General features: G+C 70.9%; 17 protein-coding genes. 6 read left to right on the forward strand and 11 right to left on the reverse strand.

What is annotated here, in order from left to right:
* Nucleotides 1–49: 49 nt before the first annotated feature.
* Genes OG792_RS31540 through OG792_RS31555 form a run of 4 tightly spaced genes read right to left on the reverse strand, consistent with a single transcriptional unit; the run spans nucleotide 50 to nucleotide 5,640 of the window.
* Nucleotides 50–1,576 (reverse strand): mannitol dehydrogenase family protein, encoded by a 1,527-nt coding sequence (locus tag OG792_RS31540; RefSeq protein ID WP_329105070.1) that lies wholly within the window; start codon nucleotides 1,574–1,576, stop codon nucleotides 50–52.
* Entirely contained in the window at nucleotides 1,567–2,862 is a 1,296-nt protein-coding gene (locus tag OG792_RS31545) for an enolase C-terminal domain-like protein (protein ID WP_329105071.1), read from the reverse strand. Before OG792_RS31545 ends, OG792_RS31540 begins: the two co-directional genes overlap by 10 nt.
* The gene (gene uxaC, locus OG792_RS31550) at nucleotides 2,859–4,292 is read right to left on the reverse strand and encodes a glucuronate isomerase (RefSeq protein ID WP_329105073.1); all 1,434 of its coding nucleotides are present in this window, start codon (nucleotides 4,290–4,292) and stop codon (nucleotides 2,859–2,861) included. The genes OG792_RS31545 and uxaC overlap by 4 nt, the downstream gene beginning before the upstream one ends.
* A 19-nt stretch (nucleotides 4,293–4,311) precedes the next feature.
* Nucleotides 4,312–5,640 carry a Gfo/Idh/MocA family protein gene (locus OG792_RS31555; RefSeq protein WP_329105075.1) on the reverse strand — a complete coding sequence of 443 codons (1,329 nt, stop codon included), beginning with the start codon at nucleotides 5,638–5,640 and terminating at the stop codon, nucleotides 4,312–4,314.
* 297 nt (nucleotides 5,641–5,937) lie between these two features.
* On the opposite strand from OG792_RS31555, the gene OG792_RS31560 reads away from it, so the two are divergent.
* Genes OG792_RS31560 through OG792_RS31580 form a run of 5 tightly spaced genes read left to right on the forward strand, consistent with a single transcriptional unit; the run spans nucleotide 5,938 to nucleotide 11,049 of the window.
* Nucleotides 5,938–7,077, forward strand: a complete 1,140-nt coding sequence (locus OG792_RS31560; RefSeq protein ID WP_329105077.1) for a LacI family DNA-binding transcriptional regulator — start codon at nucleotides 5,938–5,940, stop codon at nucleotides 7,075–7,077.
* Between the two features lie 19 nt (nucleotides 7,078–7,096).
* A complete protein-coding gene (locus OG792_RS31565; RefSeq protein WP_329105079.1) occupies nucleotides 7,097–8,449 on the forward strand; it encodes an ABC transporter substrate-binding protein in 1,353 nt (450 codons plus the stop codon).
* Between the two features lie 34 nt (nucleotides 8,450–8,483).
* Entirely contained in the window at nucleotides 8,484–9,467 is a 984-nt protein-coding gene (locus OG792_RS31570) for a carbohydrate ABC transporter permease (protein ID WP_329105082.1), read from the forward strand.
* Nucleotides 9,467–10,372 carry a carbohydrate ABC transporter permease gene (locus OG792_RS31575; protein ID WP_329105083.1) on the forward strand — a complete coding sequence of 302 codons (906 nt, stop codon included), beginning with the start codon at nucleotides 9,467–9,469 and terminating at the stop codon, nucleotides 10,370–10,372. The genes OG792_RS31570 and OG792_RS31575 overlap by 1 nt, the downstream gene beginning before the upstream one ends.
* Before the next feature lie 5 nt (nucleotides 10,373–10,377).
* Nucleotides 10,378–11,049: a hypothetical protein gene (locus OG792_RS31580; RefSeq protein ID WP_329105086.1), complete on the forward strand. Its 672-nt coding sequence runs from the start codon at nucleotides 10,378–10,380 to the stop codon at nucleotides 11,047–11,049.
* Nucleotides 11,050–11,139: 90 nt separating this feature from the next.
* On the opposite strand, the gene OG792_RS31585 is transcribed toward OG792_RS31580, so the two are convergent.
* From OG792_RS31585 to cysS, 3 genes are all read right to left on the reverse strand, one after another.
* Complete coding sequence (locus tag OG792_RS31585; RefSeq protein WP_329105088.1) at nucleotides 11,140–13,893, reverse strand: Hsp70 family protein; 2,754 nt, start codon at nucleotides 13,891–13,893, stop codon at nucleotides 11,140–11,142.
* A gap of 214 nt (nucleotides 13,894–14,107) precedes the next feature.
* On the reverse strand, nucleotides 14,108–15,268 hold the full coding sequence (gene rlmB, locus OG792_RS31590; protein ID WP_329105089.1) for a 23S rRNA (guanosine(2251)-2'-O)-methyltransferase RlmB: 1,161 nt from the start codon (nucleotides 15,266–15,268) through the stop codon (nucleotides 14,108–14,110).
* Entirely contained in the window at nucleotides 15,268–16,683 is a 1,416-nt protein-coding gene (gene cysS / locus OG792_RS31595; protein ID WP_329105091.1) for a cysteine--tRNA ligase, read from the reverse strand. Before cysS ends, rlmB begins: the two co-directional genes overlap by 1 nt.
* Nucleotides 16,684–16,778: 95 nt before the next feature.
* On the opposite strand from cysS, the gene OG792_RS31600 reads away from it, so the two are divergent.
* The gene (locus tag OG792_RS31600) at nucleotides 16,779–17,435 is read left to right on the forward strand and encodes an IclR family transcriptional regulator (RefSeq protein ID WP_442932523.1); all 657 of its coding nucleotides are present in this window, start codon (nucleotides 16,779–16,781) and stop codon (nucleotides 17,433–17,435) included.
* A gap of 4 nt (nucleotides 17,436–17,439) precedes the next feature.
* Here OG792_RS31600 and OG792_RS31605 read toward each other — a convergent pair whose 3' ends face one another.
* The 4 genes from OG792_RS31605 to OG792_RS31620 all read right to left on the reverse strand — a co-directional run bounded on the left by OG792_RS31605 (nucleotide 17,440) and on the right by OG792_RS31620 (nucleotide 25,215).
* Nucleotides 17,440–18,849, reverse strand: a complete 1,410-nt coding sequence (locus OG792_RS31605) for a class II fumarate hydratase (RefSeq protein WP_442932333.1) — start codon at nucleotides 18,847–18,849, stop codon at nucleotides 17,440–17,442.
* Between the two features lie 37 nt (nucleotides 18,850–18,886).
* The gene (locus tag OG792_RS31610) at nucleotides 18,887–21,781 is read right to left on the reverse strand and encodes an AfsR/SARP family transcriptional regulator (RefSeq protein WP_329105096.1); all 2,895 of its coding nucleotides are present in this window, start codon (nucleotides 21,779–21,781) and stop codon (nucleotides 18,887–18,889) included.
* Between the two features lie 300 nt (nucleotides 21,782–22,081).
* On the reverse strand, nucleotides 22,082–23,257 hold the full coding sequence (locus tag OG792_RS31615; protein ID WP_329105098.1) for a Fic family protein: 1,176 nt from the start codon (nucleotides 23,255–23,257) through the stop codon (nucleotides 22,082–22,084).
* Nucleotides 23,258–23,544: 287 nt separating this feature from the next.
* Nucleotides 23,545–25,215, reverse strand: coding sequence for a fumarate hydratase (locus OG792_RS31620; protein ID WP_329105100.1), 1,671 nt, complete (start codon nucleotides 25,213–25,215; stop codon nucleotides 23,545–23,547).
* Nucleotides 25,216–25,278: the final 63 nt, after the last annotated feature.

Consider the following 25,278-nt stretch of genomic DNA (forward strand, 5'->3'; position numbering starts at 1 on the left):
CCATCCGCGACCCCGGGCCCCGTCCTGTCCTGTCCGTTCGCGATCCCGGTCACGTCGCACCCGCCAGGGTCGCCTCGACCCCGTACCGGTCCAGCGCGGTCAGCCACTCCAGCACCAACTCGCGAACCTCCTCGTCGGCGGCGAGTTCGGCCGGGAACACCTCGGTCAGCCCGAACAGCGCGTCGACCACCCCCGCCGGGCTGTCCCGGCCAGCAGCCAGTGCCGTCCGGATCCGGTCGGCGAGCGGGTCGTCCAACGGCAGCTGGCCGCCGTCGTCGGCGCGGCCCCGGACGAACCGCATCCAGGCGGCCACCACCAGCGCCGCGTACCTGGGCCGGTGTCCGGCGGCCCGCAGGTCGACCATGGTGTGCAGCACCCGCTGCGGCAGCTTCTGCGAACCGTCCATCGCCACCTGGATGGTCCGGTGCCGGATCACCGGGTTGGCGAACCGGTCCAGCACCTGGTCGCCGTACTCGACCACGGACACCCCGTCCGGCGGGCTGAAGCTGCGGGCCACGTCCTCGGCGATCATCCGGCGCAGCACCTCGCGCAGGCACGGGATCTCCAGCGCGTCGGCGATCGTCTCCCGCCCGGCGAGCGCACCCAGGTACGCGGCGGCCGAGTGCACCCCGTTGAGCGCCCGCAGTTTCAACCGCTCCCACGATCCGGCGTCGTCGGTCAGCACCGCGCCCGCCTGCTCCCAGGCGGGACGCCCACCGGGAAAGTTGTCCTCGATCACCCACTGCCGGTACGGCTCCGCCGCGACCGCGGCCAGGTCGGTGAAGCCCAGCGCGGTCTGCGCCGCGGCCAGCGTCTCCGGCGTGCTCGCCGGCACTATCCGGTCCACCATCGTTCCCGGATACGTCACGTTCGTACGCAGCCAGTCGGCGATCCGCTCCGCCCGCGCCCCGTTCGCCCCGTTGCGCCCACCCGCCGCCTCGGCCAGCACCGCCAGCGCCTGGCCGACCAGGCTGTGCAGCCGCTTACCGTTCGACGGCAGGTTGTCGCAGCTCACCAGGGCCAGTGGGCCGGCATCGGCGACGGCTCGGGCGAGCAGTCCACGGACCAGCAGGCCGGGCACCGTACGCGGGGCCCGGTCGGTGGTCAGGTCGGCGGTCACCTCGGCGTCCGGCCGCAACCTGCCGGTGGCCGGGTCGAGCTGGTACGCCTTCTCGGTCACCGTGAGGGTGACCACCCGGATCGCCGGGTCGGCCAGCAACGCCACGATCGCCGCCGGGTCGCTGGCCGCGTGCCGTACCCCGGCGAGCGCCCCGACCACCTTGGTCTCACTGCCGACACCGGAGAGCGTGGTGACGCTGAACAGACAGTCCTGCGCGGCGAGCTGGTCGAACACCTCGGTGCTGCGCGGCGCCACCCCGACGATGCCCCAGTCACCACCGGCCCGCGCCACCGCCTGCTCGGTGTAGACCGCCTGGTGGGCCCGGTGGAACGCGCCGAGCCCCAGGTGCACGATGCCGGCCGGTACGGTGCCGGGCCGGACCAGCGGGCGGGCCGATTCCGGCAGCCGGCGCAGGGCACCGAGCCCCAGCGGCGACGCCCCGATGGTCACCGCCATGCCGGGCCGTCCGGGAAGCTGAACTCGGCGATCGACTCGGGCTTGATCGTGGCGCTGTAACCGGGCAGTTCCGGCAGCAGGTACCGGCCCTCGCGGGTGCGTACCGGGTCGACGAAGTGCTCGTGCAGGTGGTCGACGTACTCGACCATGCGGCCGTCGAGCGAGGTGCCGACCCTCAGGTAGTCGAAGATCGCCAGGTGTTGGACGTACTCGCAGAGGCCGACGCCGCCGGCGTGCGGGCAGATCGGCACGCCGAACTTGGCCGCCATCAGGATCACCGACAGGACCTCGTTGACCCCGCCGATCCGACAGGCGTCGATCTGGCAGACCCGGATCGCCTCGGCCTGGAGCAGCTGTTTGAAGATGACCCGGTTCGCCGCTACCTCGCCGGTGGCCACCCGTACCGGGGCGACCGCGCGGGCGATCCGGGCATGCCCGAGTACGTCGTCCGCGTGCGTCGGCTCCTCGATCCAGTACGGCTCGACCTCGGCCAGCCGCTCCATGTTGGCGATCGCCTCGTCCACGTCCCAGACCTGGTTGGCGTCCATCATCAGCAGCGCGTCCGGGCCGATCTCGTCCCGGATGATCCGGGCCCGGCGTACGTCGTCCTCGATCGGCCCGCCGACCTTCATCTTCATCGCCCGCCACCCGTCGGCGTACGCCGCCCGGGTCAGCGCCCGCACCTTCTCGTCCGGATAACCGAGCCACCCGACCGAGGTCGTGTACGACGGGAAGCCGGTCTCCTCCAGCTCGGCCAGCCGCTCCTTCAGCCCGACGAGTCCGTTGTCGAGGATGGCGGTGGCCTCGGCCGGGGTGATGGCGTCGCTGATGTGGTGGAAGTCGACGCTGGCGACGAGCTCCTCGGTCGGCAGCTCGGCCAGCAGCCGCCACATCGGCTTGCCGGCGAGCTTGGCCCGCAGGTCCCAGACCGCGTTGACCAGCGCGCCGGTCGCCATGTGGATGACGCCCTTCTCCGGGCCGAGCCAGCGCAACTGCACGTCCGCGCTGAGCGAGCGCCAGAATCCGACCGGGTCCGCGAAGATCTCCTCCACCGTACGGCCGACCACATGGTGGGCCAGCGCCTCGATGGCACCGCAGGTCAGCTCGTTGCCCCGGCCGTTGGTGAAGGTGAAGCCGGCGCCGAAGACCCCGCTCGGGTCGTCGGTGCGCAGCTCGACGTAACTGGCCGAATAGTCGCCCCGGTTGATCGCGTCGGAGCCGTCGCCGGCCGCCGCGGTCGGGAACCGTACGTCGTGCACCTCGGCGGCGGTGATGGTCACCGTCATTGCAGCTTCTCCCCGATCTTGAAAACCCGCTTGGGCAGGTGGTACGCCAGGTCGACGATGGTCTCGGCGGCCTCGTCCAGCGGCAGCCGATCCTCGGCGACCAGCCGGGCCAGGAAGCCCGCGTCGATCCGGCGGGACACGTCGTGGCGTACCGGGATCGAGCAGAACGCGCGGGTGTCGTCGACGAATCCGGCGGTGTTGTAGAAGCCGGCGCTCTCGGTCACCGCCTCCCGGAACCGGCGCAACACCTCCGGCGAGTCCAGGAACCACCACGGCGCGCCGAGGTACAGCGCGGCATAACCGCCGGCCAGCGGGGCGAGTTCGCGGGTGAAGGTGTACTCGTCCAGGGTGTAGACGACCACCCGCAGCCGGGAATCGTTGCCGTACGCGTCGAGCAGCGGGGTGAGCGCGTGCAGGTACTCGGTGGCCTGCGGGATGTCGCCGCCGACGTCGCGCCCGTGCCGGTCGTACAGCCAGCGGTTGTGGTTGCGTACGGCGCCGGGGTGCAGCTGCATCACCAGCCCGTCCTCGATCGACATCGCGGCGAACTCGACCAGCATGTGCGCCCGGAACGCCTCGGCGTCCTCGGGTGTGGCGGTGCCGGCGCGACCGCGCTCGAACAGGGTGGCCGCCTCGGCGGCGCTCAGCCGCAGGGTCAGCGCGGTCGGGTGGCCGTGGTCGGTGGAGGTGGCACCGGCGGCGATGAACGCCTGTCGGCGTACCCGCAGGGCGTCGAGGTAGCCGGCGTAGGTGGCGGTGTCGGTGCCGGCGATCTCGCCGAGCCGTTCGACGTTCTCGGCCCACCCGTCGAACTCCATGTCGACCACGTTGTCCGGGCGGAACGTGGTGATCACCCGACCGCCGGGGCCGCCCCAGCCGTCGGCGGCCAGTTTGGCGTGTCGGCCCAGGTCGTCCAGGGGCGACTCGGTGGTGGCCAGGGTCTCGATGTTGAACCGCTCGAACAGCGCCCGGGGCCGGAACGCCGGCTCGACCAGCCTCGCCGCGATCTCGTCGTAGATCTCGTCGGCGGTCGCCGGCCCGAACGCCGTGGTCACCCCGAAGACCTGGCGGAAGGTCTGCTCCAGCCACAGCCGCGACGGGGTGCCCCGGTAGAGGTGCCAGTGCGCGGCGAACCGGCGCCAGATGGTCCGGCCGTCGGTTTCCACCGGTGCCCCGTCGACCGTGGGTACGCCCAGGTCGGCCGGGGGAACGCCCTGGCTGAGCAGCATCCGGGTCAGGTAGTGGTCGGGGACGATGATCAGCCGCGCCGGGTCGGGGAACGGTGCGTCCTCGGCCAGGATGGCCGGGTCGACGTGCCCGTGCGGGGAGATCAGCGGCTGGTCCTTCGCCAACGCGTACAGCTCCCGCGCGATCGCCCGTTGACCGGGCTCGGACGGAAGGAGCAGGTCGGCTCCTGGTAGTGGCGGCACGGAAGCTGGCTCCTCTTGGTCAGGCAATGGTGAGCAGGTCGGCAACGCGGACCGGCTGGCCGGTCTCGAAGGAGCGGTTCGCCGCCAGGCCGGTGAGCAGCGCGAGCGCGCCGTCGCGGGCGGTGGCACCGCGGTCCATCGGGTCGGGGTGCCCACCGAAGAGCACCCCGGTCATCCGTACGTCGGCACCGCCGTGACCGGTACGGGTGTAGCCGGACACCGGCACCTGCCGGGCCTGTTCCCAGAACGGCCGGACGGTCAGCTTCGCCCAGCCCTCCTCGATCGCGGCCTGTACGCCGTGCAGCGCCGCACCCTTGAGTTCACCGGCCGCGTACGGGCTGACGAAGTCGCTCTCCACGACCTCCAGTTCCAGCCGCCCCTTGCTCCCGTTGACCATCACCCGGTAGCCCTCCCAGGGCGCGTACGCGGTCAGGTGGTAGGTCATGGTCGCGCCGTTGGAGTACTTCGCCAGCACCGACATGTCGTCCTCGATGGTGACGCCGGGCGCGAAGACGTTCTGGTCGCGGTGGTAGCCGTCCTCGGCCTCGGCGTCCAGGTAGAGCGCCCGCAGCCGGGGGTGGCTGGCCAGGTGCAGGGCGAACGGGTCGCCGGCGGCGGCCGGGGAGCCGTGCGCCCGCTCGTAGTCGCGGGCGTAGCCGTGACGCCGCCCGGTCTCGCCGTAGAAGAAGAGCCGGCCGGAGGCGTAGACCTCCTCCGGCACCGCGTCGAGCCACCAGTTGACCAGGTCGAAGTGGTGACTGGCCTTGTGCACCATCAGGCCGCCGGAGTTGGCCTTCTCCCGGTGCCAGCGGCGGAAGTAGTCGGCGCCGTGTCGTACGTCGAGCAGCCACTCGAAGTGGACCGAGCCGATCTCGCCGATCTCACCGGCGGCGAGCACCTCGCGTACCTTCTCGTGCAACGGGTTGTAGCGGTAGTTGAAGGCCACCGAAACCTTTCGGCCGGTCTCCGCCACCGTGTCGAGTATCCGCTGGCAGCGGGGCACGTCGATGGTCATCGGCTTCTCGGTGATGACGTCCCGGCCGGAGCGCAGCGCGGCCACGATGTACTCGTCGTGCACCCGGTCGACGGTGGTCACCAGCACCACGTCGACCCGTTCCTTCTCCAGCATGGTCGTGTAGTCGACCGCCAGGTACGTCGGCACCGAGTCGAAGCCGAGTTCCTCCAGCCACTCGTTGTGTGCGTCCATCCTGGCCTGGTTGACGTCGGCGAACGCGACCAGCTCGGCGGTGGCGGGATGGTCGAGTACGAGCGCGCGGACGAACATCTCGGCCCGTGCGCCGGTGCCGACGACCGCGTACCGAAGTCGTTTTCCGGGTTCTGTGGACATCCCGCTCGCCTCCGTGTGACGGCAAAGGCCGAGTGCGGCCTCGGTGTGACTGCAAAGGTTTGCAGTCGAAGTAACCACGTGAGGACTCTCGCGGTCAACGATCGACGGGAAACCGGCGTATTTTCTCCGGGTTTACGAAGGTATGACGGCATCGAAGGCAGGCCGCCGCAACAAACCCGTAACCAGGACCCGTTGACACGTGAGCAACCGTTTGCATTAATTGGCGACACCCAATGTGATGACAAGCACAACCGTCGGCCAGCGCACACCGGCCGACGTGGAGACGAAGGGACTCGCGTGCCAGCCACCATCCGAGACGTCGCACGTGCTTCCGGCGTGCACATCTCCACCGTGTCCCGCACGTTCTCCGCCCCGCACCTGGTCAACCCGGAGACCCGGCTGCGGGTACTGGCCTGCGCCGAACACCTCGGGTACCGACCCAACCGCGCCGCCCGCGCGCTGATCACCGGCCGTACGCACAACATCGGCCTGATCGTCGCCGACATCGCGAACCCGTTCTTCCCACCACTGATCAAGGCGGCCGAGAGCCAGGCCCGGCACCGCGACTACCACATCTTCGTGGCCGACACGAACGAGGACCCGGCCGCCGAGGAGGACCTGGTCCACGCGCTGGCCAAACAGGTCGACGGCATCCTGCTGTGCAGCCCCCGCATGAGCAACAGCCTGATCGAGCAGCTCAGCCGCGAGGTGCCGCTGGTCGTCATCAACCGCCAGGTGACCGGACTACCGGCGGTGGTGATGGACGTCGGGCAGGGGGCCCGGCTGGCGATCGAGCACCTGACCGGGCTCGGGCACCACGAACTCGCCCTGCTCGGCGGTCCGCGCGGATCCTGGACCAGCCGCGAGATCCGCCGGGCGGCCACCGCCGCGGCCCGTTCCGCCGACGCGGCGCTGACCGTGCTCGGACCCAACCCGCCCACCGAGGGCGGTGGCATCGCCATGGCGGAACAGGTCCGCCGGGCGGGCGTCACCGCCGTCCTCGCCTACAACGACCTGATGGCGATCGGCCTGATCGAAGGGCTCGACTCGCTCGGCATCCGGGTGCCCCAGGAGGTCAGCGTCGTCGGCATCGACGACATCGCGCTGAGCCGACTGGTCCGGCCGAAATTGACGACGGTGGCCACGCCAACCGCGGCCGCCGGCCGGACGGCCGTCGACATGCTGCTCCAACACGACAGTGCTGCCGCCCACCGCAACCGGGGTGGGAACAGGACCGTGGCAGCAGACGACCGTCGTACCACCGCACAGGTAATGCTCCAGACCGAACTGGTCATCCGCGACTCGACGGGGCCCCGCCCACCGGCCAACGGCCGGACCAGCCCCGCGGCCACCACCACAACCGCTGACCCGGGCCCGCACAGCCCTGCGGACCCGGGCAACGCGGCCGCGGTCAACCCCGAAGCTGTCGCCTCCTAACGCCAAGGAGTGAGCGCACATGCACCCCGCAACACCCCCGATGGCGGACGAACGTGCCGCGCACGATCACCGTACCCCGACTTCCCGTCGCGGCCTGATCCACCGTCTGGTGGCGGCCGCCGTCGTCCTACCGCTCCTGCTCGGCGCCGCGGCCTGCGGCAGCGAGGAGGATTCGGGGCCCGCCGCCCCGGACACCCCGGTCGAGTTGTCGGTCTTCTGGTGGGGCGGTGAGGCGCGGGCCAAGCTCACCGCGGACGCCCTCGCCCTCTACACCAGCAAGCACCCCAACGTGACGTTCAAGACGACCTGGCAGGCCAACCAGGGCTACTTCGACAAGCTGGCCACCCTCACCGCCAGCGGTGATGCCCCGGACATCTTCCAGATCGACGACAACTTCCTCACCGAGTACGCGTCGCGCAACGTCACCCTGGACCTGACCAAGTACAAGGACGACAAGAAGCTCGACGTCACCAAGCTCCCGGAAAGCCTCTGGCAGTACGGCGTCGTCGACGGCAAGCTGGCCGGCATCGCCGGCGGTGAGAACACCCAGGGGCTGGTCTACAACAAGACCCTGTTGCAGAAGCACAACCTGCCCGAGCCGACCACCGGCATGAGCTGGGCGGACTTCATCACCTGGGCCGAGAACGTCTCGAAGACGACCAAGGTCCCCGGCACGATGGACCCGAGCGCCGACTACAAGGCGTTCTGGGTCTGGCTCCGCCAGCAGGGCAAGGACCTCTACAAGGGCAAGGAACTCGGCTTCACCGCCGATGACGTGACCAAGTGGTTCGACCTGTGGAAGGGCGCCCGTGAGCGCGGTGCCACCCCGACCGCCGACGTGATCCACGAGGGCAACGCCACCGACATCACCAAGCAGTTGGTGGTCACCGGCAAGGCCGCGACCTCGTTCGTCTGGGCGAACCAGCTGCCCGAGCTGAAGAAGGCCACCAAGGACGAGTTGGGCGTCGTCGCCTACCCCGGCGACCCGAGCGCACAGTGGGCCAGGGCCTCGCTCTACTACTCGGTGGCCCGCAGCAGCGAGCACAAGGACGCCGCGGTCGACGTACTGAACTTCCTGGTCAACGACCCGGAGGCGGGCAAGATCCTCGGCACCGACCGGGGGCTTCCGTCCAACCTGGACGTGCGCAAGTCGGTCAGCGAAGGGGTCACCGACCCGGCGATGAAGCTCTCCATCGCGGTGGAGACCGAGCTGGCCACCAAGTTCGGCAAGTCCCCGCAGGTGCCGCTCAAGGGGCACAGCAAGATCCGGGCCGAGCTGATCAAGGCAGCCGAGGAGGTCCAGTACGGCCGCCAGTCACCGTCCCAGTCGGCCGGCGCGTTCCTGGAAATCTGCAAGACCGCGATCGCCTGACGATCGGCCCAACATCTCGGAGAGGAGCCGGCTCGTGGCGCTGACCACGGCGCCCAGCTCGACTCCGCGCGCCACCGGCCCCGTCCGGACCCCCGCTGACCAGCGCGGGTCCGGACGGATCTGGCAACGCGAGGGTCTGGCCGGGTACGTTTTCCTGTCGCCGTGGCTGATCGGCCTGCTGGCCATCACGGCGGTCCCCATGCTTCTGTCGCTCTACCTGAGCTTCACCAACTACGACATCCTCACCCCCTGGTCCGAAATCGAGTGGGTGGGGCTGGCCAACTACGAACGGATGTTCACCAGCGACGCGTCGTACTGGCACGCCGTGCAGGTGACGCTCTCGTTCGCGCTGATCGCCGTACCGCTGAAGCTGGCCGCCGCCCTCGGCGTGGCGCTGCTGCTCAACCGCGCCTGGCGCGGCGTCGGGTTGTTCCGCGGCCTGTTCTATCTGCCGTCGCTGCTCGGCGGCAGCGTGGCGTTGGCCATCGTCTGGGTCAGCATGTTCAACCGGGACGGGGCGTTCAACTCGTTCCTCGGCCTCTTCGGCATCGAGGGCAAGCCCTGGGTGAACGACCCGGACTGGGCCCTGGAAACCCTGATGGTGCTGGCCATCTGGCAGTTCGGCGCACCAATGGTGATCTTCCTGGCCGGGCTGAAGCAGGTGCCGACCGAGCTGTACGAGGCCGCGTCGGTGGACGGGGCCGGCAAGGTCCGGCAGTTCCTCAGCGTCACCCTGCCGATGCTCTCACCGGTCATCTTCTTCAACCTGGTACTCGAAACGATCAACGGCTTCCAGGGCTTCACCTCGGCATTCGTGCTCAGCAACGGCACCGGCGGACCGGTCGACTCCACCCTGATGTACACCCTGAACCTCTACATCAAGGGCTTCGTCGATCTGGAGATGGGCTACGCCTCGGCGATGGCCTGGGTCTTCCTGCTCGCCATCGCGGTGATCACCGTCGTGCTGTTCAGCACCGGCAGGTTCTGGGTGCACTACTCCGACGGGGAGGACCGCTGATGGTTACCCAGACCGAGGCCCCGGCCCCGACGGCGGCGCTCGCGCCGACCTCGGCCCGGCGTCCCAGCGGCACCGGCCGGCACCTCGGCCGGCTGCTCATCCTGGTCGCGATCCTCGCGGTCGTGCTCTACCCGCTGTTCTGGATGATCGGTACGTCGGTCAAGTCGCCCGAGGAGATCGTCAACAACATCGGGCTGCTGCCCCGGGAGTTCACCCCCGGCAACTACTCCGACGGCTGGAGCAACTTCGACGTCAGCTTCGGCCGGTTCTTCCTCAACAGCGCGATGGTCAGCCTGCTCACCGTGCTCGGCAACGCGCTCTCCTGCCTGCTCGCCGCGTACGCCTTCGCCCGGCTCAGGTTCCGGCTGCGCGGCTTCTGGTTCGCCATCATGATCGGGACATTGCTCCTGCCCGGCCATGTGCTGATCGTGCCGCAGTACATCCTGTTCCGGACCTTCGACATGGTCGGCGGGCCGTGGCCGTACCTGCCGCTGGTCGTGCCGCAGTTCCTGGCCACCGAGGCGTTCTTCGTCTTCCTGATGGTCCAGTTCATCCGCGGCATCCCGCGCGAACTGGACGAGGCGGCGAAGATCGACGGAGCCAGCCCGTTCGGCATCTTCCGGTACGTCATCCTGCCGCTGAGCCGACCGGCCCTGGTCACCACGGCGATCTTCTCGTTCATCTGGACCTGGAACGACTTCTTCCGGCAACTGGTCTACCTCTCCGACCTGGAGGACTACACCGTGCCGGTGGCGCTCACCCTGTTCATCGACTCGACCAGCCAGAGCGCGGTCGGCCCGATGTTCGCCATGTCCGTACTCTCCCTGCTGCCGGTGTTCCTCTTCTTCGTGGCCTTCCAGCGCATGCTGGTGGAGGGCCTCAACACCAGCGGCCTGAAGGGGTGAATCGGATGGGTGAGGTGACTCGGGGCGGGGCGGGGTGGCCGGAGGAACCGGGCGGGTCGGTGGCCCGGCGTCCGGACTGGCGCGACACCCTGCGCAACGCCAGTGACCTCGCCCTGGTCGGCATCCTCACCACGGTGGCCGCGCTGGCGGTGCTGACCGCGGGTGCCGCGGTCGCCACCGCCAGCGCGGCCGTGCACCACTGGACCGAACAGGACGGCTGGCCGGGCACCCGGGCGGTGGTGCGCGGTTTCGTCCGTGGGCTGCTGCCCGGTGCCGTCGCCACGGCGATCTTCGGTGCGGTCGCCGCCCTGTTCACGGTGAACCTGCTCGCCCTCGGCCGGGGCGTGGTGCCCGGCGGCCCGGCCCTGATCGTGGTCACCGCCGTGCTGGCCGGGGCGGTGACCGGCTTCGCCGGGCTGACCGTGGTGCAACTCGGTCGGCTCGGCGGGCAGGGCTGGCGGGACGCCGTCCGGCAGGCGGGGCGGGTCGCCGTTGCCCGGCCGGTCGTACCGCTGGCGCTGGCCGGGGTGCTGGCGCTGGTGGCCGTACTCTGCGGGCTGATCCTGCCGCTGATCACACCGATCCTGGCCGGCTACACCCTGCTCGCCCTGCACGCCACCGCACGCCGGATAGCACGCGACGATCTTGCACTTGTGGTCGTGGACGAATCGGACTAAGTGCCCCGAATCAGGCGCCACAAGTGCAAGATCGTCGAGGGGGTCGGTGGGCAGGGCGTGGCGCAGGGTTGGAGGGGGTGGAGGGGGTGGCTAGTTTTCTACGAAGCTACGGAAGAGGAGCGCCGTTTCGCCTGGGCAGACGATTACCGAGGTGTTCCAGGAACAGGCTGACGGTCGTACGTCCCGCAGCTCGCCCAGCTCGAACGGCGCGGCCGAGCTGACCCGTACGCCGGCAACGCTGACGTCGTCCGTGCTGGTGGAGAGGTTGTCGGCGAAGAGCAGCAGGTTGCCGCCGTCGAGCCGTACCCCGACCCCCTCCTTGCTGAGCACCTGGGTCCCGTCGGGACGGTAGATGGTGCTGACCTCCGGCGATCCGCCCGCCACCAGCACGTGCTCGCCCACCGCGACCACCCTGTCGGCCTTGGGAGCTGGCTTGCGCCAGATGTCCTCCGTGGCCCCGTCGCCGTCCTTCGACCCGATCGACACCAGTTCGGTCTTCTCGATGTCGAAGTTCTCCCGGTCCAGCAGGCAGACCCGGTCCCCACCACAGGCCACCAACGTGTCCGGGTAGTGCTGCTCGGCGGCGGTGTGCAGGACCTTCGGCTCCCCCATCCGCTCCAGGTCGTATGCCATCACCCGGTAGCCGCTCTCCTTGGGCGTGACGTACAACCGGCCGTCGTGCGCCACCGCGAGATCGGTGTAGGTCGCCACACTCTCCTTCGACCTGAGCACCTCGCCGCTGTTCACGTCGATCACCCGTGCCGAACGGTCCGCGCCGATCTGTACGATCTTCGGCTTCGCCCCGCCGACGGGTGCCCGTCCACCCTCCGCGTCCGCCGCCTCGCCCAGGTCATCGGGCACGGTCACCGGATAGACCGAGGTCGTCGCGTTGCCGTACGTGTCCACCGGGCTCGGCTCGTCCCAGCGCGCCTTTCCGGTGCCCAGATCGAGCCCGACCAGCTGCTTCGCGACCCGGTCGACCAGCACCAGCGTCCGGTCGAAGTACAGCACCGAGTCGTCACCGCCGATGGTGCGCCGCCACATCTCGCCACCGTCGGCCGGGTCCAGCACCACCAACTCCCGCGAATCGGACCCGCTCGCCTCCTCGGTGCGCAGCACCAACCCGCGCGGCAGGGCGACGATGCCGTCCCACCCGTCCGCGACCACCTCCGTCGTCACCTGCCACTCCCGGCTGCCCGTACCGGCCTTCGCGGCGATCACCTCCAGCCGCTTGTCCTCCCGCTGGTAGGCGATGTACGCCCGGTTCCCGGTCAGCCCGGTCCAGCTGTAGTACGGCCGCTCCTCCCCCAGCGGGATCCCCACGCCGACGTCATGGAAGGGCTCGAACGCGATGTCCGAGTAACCGTCGCGGGTGAAGTAGAGCACCGCCGCGGTCACCACCCCCGCCAACGCGAGCACGGCGCCCGCACCGATCAGCACCGCCCGCCGCCCCCGCCAGCGACCCGCCCGACCAACACCCCCCGCGTACGCCGTTCCCGGCACCCCGGAACCCGGCACCCCGGACGCGGGGACCCCTGACACCGGAAGCGCCGACACGGGAACCCCCGACACCGGAACCCCCGACACCGGAAGCAGCGCTCCCGCCACCGTGGGATCCGAAGCCCCCGCCACCGCTCCGACCATGACGGGATCCGACGCTCCCGGCACCGGCCCCGAGGTGCCGACCCGCATCGTCAGCTCGGCGAGTGCGCCCTCCGCCACCGGTAGTTCCGGCTGCTCCAGCACAGTCGGCGCCACACCGAGCTCGGCGTGCAGCAGGCGGGCCACCAGTGGCACCCGGGACGACCCGCCGACCAGGAACAACCCGGCGAGCTGGTCCGGCCGTAATCCACAGTGGCCAATCACCGAGGCGGCCTCGAAGACGGCGCGCCGCAGCAGTGGGGTGGCCAGCCGTTCCAGCTCGTCCCGGGTCAGGTGCACCGCCTGCTCCACCCCGGGCACCGCGACCGGTGCGACCGTCGTACGAGAGAGCATCTCCTTCGCGCCGCGTACGTCGTCCCAGAACTGCCGCCGGTTGCGCCACCCGGTGCTGCTCTCCGGCGCCGCGAGCTGCCGCCACGCCTCCGGTTGCCCGGCACCGACCAGCCGACCGATCTGCTCCACCAGGGCCGCGTCCAGATCGAGCCCGCCCAGCTCGGACAGCCCGCCCGAGCCGACCACGACAAACCGGGCCCGTCCACCGTGGTCGATTCCCTCGTTGCGTACGACCGCGACGTCGAGGGTCCCGCCGCCGAAGTCGAAGACCCCGATCGCCGCACCCACCGGCACCGGACGCCGCAGAACCTCCGCGAAGTACCGGGCCGCCGCCACCGGCTCCGCCACCAGCACCGTACCGCCGCCATCGGCAGCCGTCCCGACGCCGGCCCCCGTCCCGCCGTCGACCGCCCGCACCGGCGGCCACCCGGCCCGCGCCACCGCCGTGGCCAGCGCACCCCGACGCCGGGCACCCCAACTCGCCGGGTACGTCAGCGCCGCCGGCGGCAGGAAGCCGACCGCCTCGACGGCGGCCTGCGCCACCGCCCGCAACAGTCCGGCCAGCAGATCCACCGTGGCCACCTCGGCGTCACCGAGCAGCACACCCGGCTCGTCGATCCGCCGTTTCGGGTTCGGGTCGTAACGTCCCGGATCCGCCTGAGCCAGCCGCTGCGCGTCCCGCCCCACGTGCAGCAGACCGGTCGCATCGAGGAAAACCCCCGACGGCATGACCGGCTGCCCGTCGAACAGCAGTGGCCGGGTCCGCCCGTCCGGCCAGCGCAACACCGCCACCGTGTTCGACGTACCAAGATCAACGCCGAGCGCGTAGCCGCCGTCCTGCGCTGCCATCTACCGACTCCTCCGGGGCCGAGGAAATTACCCGGCCCCGAATGCTACGGCCACCGCGCAGCCCCACCACCCGAGCCACCACAGGGGTTGGGCCCGCCGTGACCGGCGAGGGGATCAAGCCTGACGGCCCTCGCCGGTCACGGCGGGCCCAACCCCACCGCACGCGCGCATCGACCCAACCGCGCAGACCGAGCACGGCGGACCAACCCAAAGATCAGACGGCAGCCCGACGCCGAGCCACCTCAGCCAACGTCACCGCAGCCGCCACGCTGGCGTTCAACGACTCGACCTCGGACATCATCGGAATGCTCACCCGCAGATCACACGTGGCCCCGACCAGCCGCGACAGCCCACGCCCCTCCGAGCCGACCACCACCACCAGCGGTCCGACCGCGGCCTCCAGGTCGTACAGATCGGTTTCGCCGTCGGCGTCCAGCCCGACCACCATGAAGCCGGCCTCCTGGCACGCCTTCAGCGACCGGGTCAGGTTGACCACCTGGCTCACCGGCACCCGCGCCGCGGCGCCCGCGCTGGTCCGCCACGCGGTCGCGGTGATGCCCGCCGCCCGACGTTCCGGTACGAAGATCCCCTGGGCGCCGAACGCCGCCGCCGAGCGGATCACCGCGCCGAGGTTGCGCGGGTCGGTCACCCCGTCGAGCGCCACCAGCAGCGGCGCGGTCTGTTCCAGCGACGCGGTGAGCAGGTCGTCGAACGACTGGTACGCGAACGGCGGCACCTGGATGCCGACACCCTGGTGCAGCACCCCGCCGGTCATCCGGTCCAACTCGGCCCGGCTGATCTCCAGGATCGCGATGCCCCGGTCCGCGGCGATCCGGACCAGCTCGTTCACCCGGTCGTCGACCTCGATGCCCTGCGCGATGTAGAGCGCGGTCGCCGGCACGTTCGCCCGCAGCGCCTCGACCACCGGGTTCCGCCCGACCAGCAACTCCGGCGCGTCCTTGGCCGGGTTCGACTTGCGCCCCGGCGCGACCCGGGGTCCCCGGCTCGGCTGCTTCGGGCCACCCCGGCCACCCGCGCCCCGTGCGGCACCGGCACCCCGGCCCGTACCGGCGGCCCGACTGCCCCGGCCACTGCCGCCGCCACCGGCGCCCCAGGTGGTGTCCTTCGTGCCCGGCTGACCGATCTTCGGGGCGCGGCCCTCCTCGGCCGCCGCCCGGCGCTCCTTGTCCTGCTTCCAGGCGGTGCGCTCCGGCACCTGCTCGGTGCCGGAGTAGCCCTTGTGCCAGGGGCGTTCGTCGGCGGGCAGGGTCCGACCCCGGCCGGCGAGCGAGGCCCGGTTCTTGCCGCCGGATCCGGCGGGAGCGCCCTTCTTGGCGGTCACCCGCCGACCACGCCGCTGTGAGTTGCCGGCCATCAGTCCTGTTCTCCGATCGTCCAACGCGGTCCATGGGGGGTGTCCTCGACCACGACACCAGCGTGCCTGAGCTGGTCGCGCACCCCGTCGGCGGCGGTCCAGTCCTTTCGGGCGCGGGCCTGCGCGCGCTGTTCCAGCGCCAGCGCCACCAGCGCGTCGATGACGTTCCGCAGCTCGCCATCCTGCCCGTGATCGGCCCAGGCCGGATCGAGGGGGTCGACGCCGAGCAGGTCCAGCATCGTGCGGACCGAGACCAGCGTACTGCGGACGGCGTTGTCGTCGCCTTCGGCCAGCGCGTTGTTGCCCTCGCGGAGCACCTCGTGCAGCGCCGCCAGGGCGGCCGAGGTGTTCAGGTCGTCGTCCATGGCGGCGGCGAAGGCGGCCGGTACGGCACCCAACTCGGCCGGGCCGACCCGCTCCACCGCCCGCTGGACGAAGCCCTCCAGCCGCCGGTACGCCACCGCGGCCTCGCCGAGCGCCTCGTCGGAGTAGTCGATCCGGGACCGGTAGTGCGGCGACGCCAGGTAGTACCGCAACTCCACCGGGCGTACGCCGAGCGCGGTGACGTGCGCCAGGTCGAGCGCGTTCCCGAGCGACTTGCCCATCTTGGCCTCGCCGAGGTTGAGCAGGCCGTGGTGCACCCAGTACCGGGCGAACGGCAGCCCGGCCGAGCGGGACTGGGCGAGCTCGTTCTCGTGGTGCGGGAAGACCAGGTCGAGGCCGCCGCCGTGGATGTCGAACTCGGCACCGAGGTAACGGCGGCACATCGCCGAGCACTCGATGTGCCAGCCGGGCCGCCCCCGCCCCCACGGCGATGGCCAGGAGGCATCCTGCGGTTCTTCCGGTTTCACGCCCTTCCACAGGGCGAAGTCCCGGGGGTCCCGCTTGCCGCGTTCGAACTCGTCCGTGCCGGCCTGCACCGATTCCAGCTGCTGGCCGGAGAGGAAACCGTAGTCGGGGTCCGACTTCACGTCGAAGTAGACGTCGCCCGAGTCGTCCCCGGCCGGGTACGCGTGCCCGCCGTCGATCAGCGCCTGGATCAGCTCGTGCATCTCCGGGATGTGCCCGGTCGCCCTCGGCTCGTACGTCGGCGGCGCGACGTTCAACGTCCGGTACGTATTCGCCAGGATGACCTCGTTGGCGTACGCGATCGACCAGAACGGGCGCTCCTGCTCCCGGCACTTGACCAGGAGCTTGTCGTCGATGTCGGTCAGGTTCCGGATGAAGGTCACGTCGAGACCGGCGTACGTCAGCCAGCGGCGCAGCACGTCGTAGTTGACCCCGGAGCGAAGGTGGCCGATGTGTGGCGGCCCCTGGAGGGTGAGACCACACAGATAGACCCCCACCTTGCCGGGTTGCCGCGGGACGAAGTCCCGCACCGATCGGGTGGCGGTGTCGTATAGGCGTAGCGTCACCGCACAAGGGTAACGGTCACCGGTTCCGGCCGTTGTACGCGCGCGGCCCTCGCCCGAAGCCCTCAGCCGGGGTCCGGCCGCCGGCCCGCCGTACGCTGCCTGTTGTGGAGCCGACGGGTCACACCGGTGAGACGGCGCAGACCCTGGACCGGGGCCTGCGGCTGCTGCACCTGGTCGCCGACGCACCGGGCGGGCTGACCGTGACCGAGGCGGCGACCCGGCTCGGGGTGGGTCGGGCGGTGGTCTACCGGCTGGTCGGCGCCCTCACCCAGCACGGCATGGTCCGGCGCGACGCCGCCGGTCGGCTGCGCCTCGGGGTCGGGGTGCTGCACCTGGCCCGGCGGGCCCAACCGCTGCTCGCCGACGCCGCCCTGCCGGCGCTGCGTCGGCTGGCCGAGCAGGCCGGTGCGACCGCCCACCTGACGGTGGTCGAGGGGACCGAGGCGGTAGCGGTCGCGGTGGTCGAGCCGAGCTGGACCTCGTTCCACGTCGCCTACCGGACCGGTTACCGGCATCCGTTGGACCGGGGCGCCGCCGGGCAGGCGATCATCGCCGGGCGCGCGGGGCAGGTCGAGCCGGTCGCCACCACCGGCGAGTTGCAACCCGGGGCGTACGGGGTGGCCGCGCCGGTGCTCGGCGTACCGGGGCTGGAGGCGAGCGTCGGGGTGGTGGCGCTCGCCCCGCTGGACGTACCCGCCGTCGGGGCGCAGGTACGCGCCGCCGCGGAGACGATCGGTCGGGCGCTGGCCTGACGGCTCAGGGGTGGGTCATCCCGAGCACGTCGAGGGCCTGGTCGAGTTCCTGCTCGGTGAGCTTGCCCGCGTCGACGTGCCCTCGGGCGAGCACCACCGCCTTGATCGTCGACTCGCTGGCCAGGGCCTCCTTGGCGATCGAGGCCGCCTCGTCGTACCCGAGGTAGCGGTTGAGCGGGGTGACCACGGAAGGCGAGCCCTCCGCGTACGCCAGGCAGACCTCCGCGTTCGCGACCAGGCCGGCCACGCAGCGGTCGGCCAGCAACCGGCTCACGGCGGCCAGCAGGCGGATCGACTCCAGCAGGTTGCGGCCCATCACCGGGAGCATCACGTTGAGTTCGAAGTCGCCCTGTGAGCCGGCGAAGGCGACGGTGGCGTCGTTGCCGATCACCTGGGCGCTGACCTGGCGAACCGCCTCGCAGACCACCGGGTTGACCTTGCCGGGCATGATCGACGAGCCGGGCTGGAGGTCGGGGATCTGCAACTCGCGCAGGCCGGCACGCGGGCCGGAGCCCATCCAACGGATGTCGTTGGCGATCTTGTAAAGGCCGACCGCTATCGTCCGGAGCTGGCCGGACGCCTCGACCAGCGCGTCCCGCGCGCCCTGCGCCTCGAAGTGGTTGCCCGCCTCGGTCACCGGTACGCCGGTCTGCTCGCGCAGCTTCGCGATCACCGCCGGGGCGAACCCGGCCGGGGTGTTGATCCCGGTGCCGACCGCCGTCCCGCCCAGCGGCAGCTCGGCCAGCCGGGGCAGCACCGACTCGATCCGGTCGGCGCCGTATCGGACCTGGGTGGCGTAGCCGGAGAACTCCTGGCCGAGGGTGACCGGGGTGGCGTCCATCAGGTGCGTACGGCCGGCCTTCACCACCGCCGCGAACTCCTCCACCTTGGAACGCAGGGTCAGTTCGAGGTGCCGCAGCGCCGGAACCAGGTCCTGGATCACCGACTGGGTGGCCGCCAGGTGGATCGACGACGGGAAGACGTCGTTGCTGGACTGGGAGGCGTTCACGTGGTCGTTCGGGTGCACGTCGCGGCCCAGCTCACGGGTGGCCAGGGTGGCGATGACCTCGTTGGCGTTCATGTTCGACGAGGTTCCGGAACCGGTCTGGAACACGTCCACCGGGAACTGGTCGTCGTAGCCGCCGTCGGCGACGTGCGCGGCCGCCGTCGCGATCGCCGCCGCGATGTCCGCGTCGACCACGCCCAGCTCCGCGTTCACCTGCGCCGCCGCGCCCTTGATCTGGGCCAGGGCGCGGATGTGCGCCGGCTCCAGCCCGCGCCCGGAGATGGGGAAGTTCTGCACCGCCCGCTGGGTCTGGGCCCGCCACAACGCCTCGGCGGGCACCTCGACCTCGCCCATGGTGTCCCGCTCGACCCGGTAGCCCGTCGTCACTGGTGTGCTCACGTGTTCCATCCTGCCGCGCGTCGCGCCGACGCGCAGATGATCCCGGTCACCCGCCGGCCACGAGCGCGACATCCCGCCGGCAGGCGGCCATTCCCTCCCGTGCCCGGGTCCGCCCGGCCGGGTACGCCAGCGTGGTCGCCGCCGCGAACGCCCGCTCGTACAGGGCGAGCGGGCTGACCCGGTCACCGGTGTCCCACACCGCTCGGGCCAACTCGATCTGGCAGTCGACCAGCACCCGCGTCACGCCGAACTCCTGGAGGATCCGCAGCGCGTCGTGCAGTACGCCGACCGCCTCCTCGTCCCGGCGCAGCCCGCGCAGGGTCAACCCGAGGCTGTGCAGGACCTCCCCCTCGGTCAGCCGGTCGGCGGTCGCGACAACCCGCCGCAACGCGGCGCTGAGCAGCCGGTACGCGGGGAGGTGCTGGCCGAGCCGGGCCCGGATGTGCCCGGTGTTGCACAGCGCCGTGGTCAGGTTCCGGTCGGTGCCGTACACCCGGGCCAGGAAGAGGCTGTGCCGGGCCAGCGGCAGCGCCTCGGTCAGCCGGCCCATCTGGAGGTAAAGGTCGCTCAGCCCCTGCGGCAGGCGGAGCAGGGACAGTTTCTCGCTGCCCCAACCCATCGCCGCCAGCCGGAGGTGTCGCTCCGCGTCCTCGAACTTTCCCATGTGGGTCAGCACGCCGCCCAGGTTCGTCCGGACCCGGGCGATCCCGAGCGGGTCCCCGTGCGCCTCGTGCACCGGCAACGCCGCTTCGAGCTCACGTTTCGCCGCCGCCCACTGACCCGCCCCGTAGTACCCGGAGGCGGCCTGGACGCGCAGCGACGCGACCAGGTTCGGCTCGTCCAGCCGCTGCGCCGCGACGATCGCCTGCTGGTGGGTGTCGATCAGGTCGTCGTGGTAGCCGCGCAGGAAGAGGTAGAACCAGAGGGCACGGGCGAGCACGCAGGCGTACGTGTCGTGCTGGTGGGCCACCGCGTACCCAACCGCGCGGACCACCGTCGTCCGTTCCGGTTCCAACCGGTCCAGTCCGGCGTCACCACCGGCGGGCAGCAGTTCCGGGCGCAGCGGGTTCGCGGGCTCGTGCCCGGTCAGCGGCACGGTCAACGGTTCCATCGGCCGGGTCACCCGGGCGACGAGGTGGAACAGGTGGTCCAGCAGCCCGGTCGTGGCCGTGTGCCGTACCTGCGGCGGGTCGCTCGCCACCAGGTTCGCCGCGTACTGGCGCATCAGGTCGTGGAACCGGAACCGGCCGGCCGCCGGCTCTTCGAGCAGGTGCCCGTCGACCAGGTCGTCGAGCAGGTCCCGGGCGGCCAGCAGGGTGCCGCCGGTGAGCGCGGCGGCGGCAGCCGCGTCGAACGACTCGCCCGGATGCAGGGCCAGCAGCCGGAGCATCCGCTGGGCCGGCGCCGGCAGTTGGGCGTACGACAGGGTGAAGGCGCCCGCGACCGTACGCTCCTCGGCCGCCAACTCGGTCAGCACCGCCCCGTCGTCGGCGAGCCGGTCGTGCAGGTCGGTGACCGTCCACCGGGGCCGGTGGGCCAGCCGGGCACCGGCCAACCGGATCGCCAGCGGCAGGTAGCCGCACCTGCGGACCACCTCGGCCGCGGCAGCCGGCTCGGCCCGTACCCGTTCCGGGCCGGCGATCCGGGCCAGCAGTTCCACCGCCTCGTCGGGGTCGAACACCGGCAACGGGTACGGCTGCACCCCGTCCAGCCCGACCAGCCGCCGGCGCGTGGTCACCAGCACCAGACAGCCGGCACCCGCCGGCAGCAGCGGACCCACCTGCTGTGCGCTGGCCGCGTTGTCCAGCACGATCACCGCCCGCCGGCCGGCGAGTTCGGTACGCCAGCGCCCGAGCCGCCCGTCGAAGTCCGCCGGGATCCGCTCGCCGCCGACGCCGAGCTGCCGCAGCAGGGTCACCAGGGCGGCGGCCGGGTCGACCGGGCTGCGTTCGCTGTGTCCGTGCAGGTCGAGGAAGAGGTGGGCGTCCGGGTAGCGGTCGGCCAGCGAGGTGGCCAGGTGTACGGCGAGCGCGGTCTTCCCACTCCCGGCCATCCCCTCGACCAGTACCACCACCGGCTTGGCCGGATCGGCGGTCCCGATCGCGTGCCGTACCCGGTGGAGCAGTTCCGCCCGACCGGTGAAGTCGGGTACGTCGCGCGGCAGGCACCGGGCCGGGGTCGCCTCGTCGTTGCCGGCCACCTGGTCGGGCAGTTCACCGGCGAGGATCCGGCGGTGCAGGTCACGCAGCTCGGCGCCCGGCTCGATGCCGAGCTCCTCGGCCAGCGCCCGCCGGGCGTCCCGGTAGACGGCGAGGGCGTCGGCCTGCCGACCGACCGCGCACAGGGCGCGCATCAGTTGGCTGCGCAGCCGCTCCCGCAGTGGGTGCCGGGCGATCAGGTCGGTCAGCTCACCGATCAGCTCACCGTCGCGGCCGAGCCGCAGTTCGACCTCCACCCACTCCTCGGTCACCACGGTGCGCTCCTCGTCCAGCGCGACCGCGGCCCGGCGTACGCCGGCACCGGAGATCCCGCCGAGCGCGGGCCCGCGCCAGAGCGCCAGCGCGGCCCGGAAGTGCTGCCCGGCGGCCGGCAGGTGACCGGCGGCGACCTCGGTCCGCGCGGCGTCGACCAGCCGGCTGAACGCCTGCGCGTCGGTCTCCACCGTGCCGGGCCGGAAGCCGTAGCCGACCGGGTCGGTGACGATGACGTCGTTGCCCGCTCCCGCCTGGGCGAACAGCCGGCGCAGCCGGGACACGCAGGTCTGCAACTGGGCCCGGGAGGTGGCCGGCGGGTCATCGCCCCAGACCGCGTCCACCAGGTCGTCCACCGGTACGGGTCGGCCGGCCCGCAGCAGCAGCATGCCGAGCACTATCCGGTCCCGACCCGCGGTGACCGTGACTCCACCGTCCACTTCCAGCGGACCCAGGATTCCGAAGCGCATTCCCCGCCCTCGTGCGACCAGCGATGATCAAAGCCTAGCCCGGACGGCAAGGCCGGTAGGCGGCCGGACGATAGCGGGCCGGGAGTGATTCGAGAGCGCCGCCGGGCACGATGCGCAGCGGGTTTCCGGCGTACGTCGGTCTGCCCTGATCGGGGGCGGTGCACCCGTCGCCATCGGCGGCGGGTGCACCGGGCGGTCGTACCGGTGTAGCGGGGTGCCTTCGCAGGTGGTGGCGCGGTCAGCGTTGACCGACAGGACCGGCTTGGTCCCTCGGCCACTACGCCTCAGCCAGTTCGGGGCTCAGGTGGCGTTGATGATGTTCAGGACACTCCGCGCCACGAAAACACGCCCATACCTGCGACCCGTGCGTTCCTCCAGAATGCCCAGCTGGACGAGACGCCTGATCGCCGTGTTCGCAGCCTGGTAGGAGACCCCGTACCTCTCGGCGGTGGGCGTGGCCGTGATCAGCGGATACCCGAGCAGGTCCTCAACGATCCGCACGGCAACACCGCGGACGTCGGCATCGAGCAACTGGGTCAGCGCCTCATCCCGCCAGTCGTGTAGAGCGTCGATTTTTTCCACGCCGCCAACCGCTTGCGCACGTACGGCCTCGCAGAAAAATCGGATCCAGGGTTCGAAGTCGCCGGTGGCACTGACAGCGAGCAGGTGGTCCTGGTACTGACGCCTCCTGGCTTCGAGCCAGGGAGAGAGGTTCAGCACCGGCACGCGCAGTTCCCCCCGGTAAGCCAGTTGCAGGACGCAGACCAGGCGCCCGAGTCGACCGTTACCGTCGTTGAAGGGGTGCAGGGTCTCGAACTGGTAGTGACCGAGCGCCATCTTGATCACCAAAGGGATCGTGTCCTCGGCCATGAGCCACGACGCCCAGGCGTCGATGCCGGCGCGTAGCTGGTCACCCGGAGGCGACGGCACGAACCGCGCGTCGTCCACTCGACCACCGCCAGCGCCGATAAAGACCTGGGTCGTTCGAATCCGGCCCGCGTCGTGCGTATCCCCGCGGGTCCCTCGCACAACCATTTTCTGTAGTTGTTCGAGCATGCCAACCGTGATGGGCTTGTCCTTGATCCACTCGAAAGCCAGCTCCGCGGCCTCGACGTAGTTGTGGACCTCCGCGACCGACGCGGTGAGCTGGTTGCGGTTGAGGAAGTCGGCCTCAAGTACGTCATCGAGCGCCGCGTAGGTGCCTTCGAGCGCCGAGGTACTGACAGCCTCCTGCCGGATCGCCGGACGCGCAAGGAGCCCAGGGTTGGGCAGCCGGAAAGCGGCCTGGTCAAGGCGAGCCACCGCGACCGCCGCGTCCATGGCCGCCAGGTAGGTCTCCTGCCCCAGGTCGAACCTGGTCGGGAGGGGATCGGGGATGAAGGCTGAGCAGTCGTAGTTCTCGCGGAAGCGCGCGTCCCACCCGGTGATCCGGACAAGGGACCCCGTAGGGGACGAACGAAACGCAGCATCGTCCATGATTTGAAGTAAACCACAAGAAACTTGAAAACCAGGTCCGACTTTTCAAGCGCGGACCAATACAAGCCAAGATTGCAAGTTTTCGGTCGACGACGTGCAATCCCGCCGATGAATTTGAACTACTCTACGTGACGCCAGTAGCCGGCAACCTCCCGCCGAACCGGCCACCACTGCTGCCGACGCCCCGCCCTGGCGCGCCCGGGCCGACCGGCCGCAGCCTTCGATGGCCGACCGGCTCGGGCAGCGCCGCCGTGGGGATGTCCTCAGCCGCCGAGTCTTCGAGAAGGTCAGCGCCGGCCGACGGTCAGCACCGGCTTGGTCACCTCGGCGAAGAAGTCGTTGCCCTTGTCGTCTACGACGACGAAGGCGGGGAAGTCCTCGACCTCGATCCGCCAGATCGCCTCCATGCCCAGCTCCGGGTACTCCAGCACCTCGACCCGCTTGATGCAGTCCTGGGCCAGCCGGGCGGCCGGGCCGCCGATCGAGCCGAGGTAGAAACCACCGTGTTCGTGGCAGGAGCGGGTGACCTGGCCGGACCGGTTGCCCTTGGCGAGCATCACCTGCGAGCCGCCGGCCGCCTGGAACTTCTCCACGTACGCGTCCATCCGGCCGGCGGTGGTCGGGCCGAACGAACCGGAGGCGTAACCCTCGGGGGTCTTCGCCGGCCCGGCGTAGTAGACCGCGTGGTCGCGCAGGTACTGCGGCATCGGCTCACCGGCGTCGAGCCGCTCGGCGATCTTCGCGTGTGCGATGTCGCGGGCCACCACCAGCGGGCCGGTGAGCGAGAGCCGGGTCTTGACCGGGTACTTCGACAGCTCGGCCCGGATGGAGTCCATCGGCCGGTTGAGGTCGATCCGGACCACCTCGGCACCGGCGTCGAGCTGGGTGTCGGTCACGTCGGGCAGGAAGCGCGCCGGGTCGGTCTCCAGCCGTTCCAGCCAGACGCCGGACGGCGTGATCTTGGCCACCGCCTGCCGGTCGGCCGAGCAGGACACCGCTATCGCGACCGGGCAGGAGGCGCCGTGCCGGGGCAGCCGGACCACCCGTACGTCGTGGCAGAAGTAGCGGCCGCCGAACTGGGCGCCGATGCCGAACTGGCGGGTCAGCTCCAGCACCTCGGCCTCCAGTTCGACGTCCCGGAAGCCGTGGGCCAGCATCGACCCCTCGGTCGGCAGCGCGTCGAGGTACTTCGCCGAGGCCAGCTTGGCGGTCTTCAGGGCGTACTCGCCGGAGGTGCCGCCGATCACGATCGCCAGGTGGTACGGCGGGCAGGCGGCGGTGCCGATCAGCCGCAGCTTCTCCTCCAGGAACTGCATCATCCTGGTCGGGTTCAGCAGCGCCTTGGTCTCCTGGTAGAGGTACGACTTGTTGGCCGAGCCACCGCCCTTGGCCATGAACAGGAACTTGTACGCGTCCGGGTGCCCGTCCGGGTCCTCGGCGTAGATCTCGACCTGGGCGGGCAGGTTGCTGCCGGTGTTGCGTTCGTCCCACATGGTGAGCGGGGCGAGCTGCGAGTAGCGCAGGTTCAGTCGGGTGTACGCCTGGTACACCCCGCGCGACAGCGCCTCGTGGTCGGCCCCGTCGGTGAGGACGTGCCGGCCGCGCTTGCCCATCACGATCGCGGTGCCGGTGTCCTGGCACATCGGCAGCACCCCGCCGGCCGCGATGTTCGCGTTGCGCAGCAGGTCGAGCGCGACGAACCGGTCGTTCGGCGAGGCGGCCGGGTCCTCGATGATGGCCCGGAGCTGGGCCAGGTGCGCGGGGCGCAGGTAGTGCGCGATGTCGTGCATCGCCTCGGCGGTCAGCGCGGTCAGCGCGGCGGGCTCCACGGTCAGGAAACGCCGGCCGCCCGGCCCGTGTACCACGTCGACGCCCTCGTCGGTGACCAGCCGGTATTCGGTCTGGTCGGCACCGACGGGGAGCAAGGGAGCGTAGGAGAACGCGGCTGCACTGCTCATGAGCGGAAAGCCTAGGCCAGCCGACCGGAACCGTCCTAGCCGCCGGGTCGGTCCCGGTTCTCC

The organism is Micromonospora sp. NBC_01699 (assembly GCF_036250065.1).
Classification (GTDB): domain Bacteria; phylum Actinomycetota; class Actinomycetes; order Mycobacteriales; family Micromonosporaceae; genus Micromonospora_G.

Coding starts and splice junctions, on each gene's coding strand:
- OG792_RS31540 (WP_329105070.1), bottom strand. CDS start 1,576: ATGGCGGTGACCATCGGGGCGTCGCCGCTGGGGCTCGGTGCCCTGCGC.
- OG792_RS31545 (WP_329105071.1), bottom strand. CDS start 2,862: ATGACGGTGACCATCACCGCCGCCGAGGTGCACGACGTACGGTTCCCG.
- OG792_RS31555 (WP_329105075.1), bottom strand. CDS start 5,640: ATGTCCACAGAACCCGGAAAACGACTTCGGTACGCGGTCGTCGGCACC.
- OG792_RS31565 (WP_329105079.1), top strand. CDS start 7,097: ATGCACCCCGCAACACCCCCGATGGCGGACGAACGTGCCGCGCACGAT.
- OG792_RS31575 (WP_329105083.1), top strand. CDS start 9,467: ATGGTTACCCAGACCGAGGCCCCGGCCCCGACGGCGGCGCTCGCGCCG.
- OG792_RS31580 (WP_329105086.1), top strand. CDS start 10,378: ATGGGTGAGGTGACTCGGGGCGGGGCGGGGTGGCCGGAGGAACCGGGC.
- OG792_RS31585 (WP_329105088.1), bottom strand. CDS start 13,893: ATGGCAGCGCAGGACGGCGGCTACGCGCTCGGCGTTGATCTTGGTACG.
- rlmB (WP_329105089.1), bottom strand. CDS start 15,268: ATGGCCGGCAACTCACAGCGGCGTGGTCGGCGGGTGACCGCCAAGAAG.
- OG792_RS31605 (WP_442932333.1), bottom strand. CDS start 18,849: ATGGAACACGTGAGCACACCAGTGACGACGGGCTACCGGGTCGAGCGG.
- OG792_RS31610 (WP_329105096.1), bottom strand. CDS start 21,781: ATGCGCTTCGGAATCCTGGGTCCGCTGGAAGTGGACGGTGGAGTCACG.
- OG792_RS31615 (WP_329105098.1), bottom strand. CDS start 23,257: ATGGACGATGCTGCGTTTCGTTCGTCCCCTACGGGGTCCCTTGTCCGG.
- OG792_RS31620 (WP_329105100.1), bottom strand. CDS start 25,215: ATGAGCAGTGCAGCCGCGTTCTCCTACGCTCCCTTGCTCCCCGTCGGT.